General features: G+C 38.7%; 1 protein-coding gene. It reads left to right on the top strand.

What is annotated here, in order from left to right; translation table 11 throughout:
* Positions 1–145: 145 nt before the first annotated feature.
* Entirely contained in the window at positions 146–937 is a 792-nt protein-coding gene (locus NZ519_13985) for an undecaprenyl-diphosphate phosphatase (GenBank protein MCS7029862.1), read from the top strand.
* Positions 938–1,093: the final 156 nt, after the last annotated feature.

Raw genomic sequence — 1,093 nt, 5'->3', positions numbered from 1 at the left:
TTTCAAGTGTGTCTTGTTAAGAACTTGTGATTCAACATTTTCGCTGGCTTCTAAATAACCTTTGGCTTTGGCAAAAAATTCCGTATAGTTGTTCAGAATTGAGTATAGCAGCGAACACATTTCAAATGTTATTTACCTTTGCAGGATGAGTCTTATTCAAGCCATTATTTTAGCCATTGTTGAAGGTATTACAGAGTTTTTGCCCATTTCTTCTACGGGGCATATTATTATTGCTTCTTCAATCATGGGCATAGAAACGCATGATTTTACCAAAACTTACACGGTCATGATACAGTTTGGAGCTATTTTGTCTGTACTTAGTTTGTATTGGAAGCGTTTACTATACAGTAGAGAGATTTATTTGAATTTAGCTTTGGCTTTTATACCTACGGCGGTGTTAGGTTTTTTGTTCAATGATTGGATAGACAAGTTATTAGAAAGTCCTTTGACTGTATCAATTTCGCTGATTGTAGGTGGTATAGTTTTGATTTTTGTGGATAAGTGGTTCAAACAGCCGATTCAAGAGCCTCAACAGTTGAGCATGTCTGTGCTTTCTGCGGTAAAAATAGGATTGTTTCAATCCATTTCTATGATACCTGGGATTTCTCGTTCTGCGGCAAGCATCATAGGGGGCATGGTGGTAGGTTTAACTCGTAAGCAAGCTGCGGAGTTTTCTTTTTTGTTAGCTATTCCTACAATGTTGGCTGCGGCAAGCTATAAGTTGTACAAATATCTTCAATTGATGAAAAATAGCCAAGCATCTTTATCAGATGCAGATTGGACTAATTTAATAGTGGGCAATGTAGTGGCTTTCGTTGTGGCGATTATTGCTATAAAGGTGTTTGTACATTGGCTGACGCGGTATGGTTTCAAATGGTTTGGTCTGTATAGGATTTTAGTAGGAGTAGGTATTTTAAGTTTTTTATTGTTTAATTAAGTTTATTTTTTTGGGCGTGCCCCTTGCTGCGCAAGGGTCGGGGCATTCCGCACTTCGCTATCGCTTCGGTACTTCGCTACGCTTCGTACTGCCTAACGGCATGCTCCATGCCCCTCACGCAGATAACATAAGCAATTATGTCTTTGCCTTGTTTAA

This window comes from Bacteroidia bacterium, from assembly GCA_025056095.1.
Classification (GTDB): domain Bacteria; phylum Bacteroidota; class Bacteroidia; order JANWVE01; family JANWVE01; genus JANWVE01.
The sequence above is the reverse complement of the archived record's forward strand: the minus strand, read 5'-3'. Positions and strand labels throughout refer to the sequence as shown.

Coding starts and splice junctions, on each gene's coding strand:
- NZ519_13985 (MCS7029862.1), top strand. CDS start 146: ATGAGTCTTATTCAAGCCATTATTTTAGCCATTGTTGAAGGTATTACA.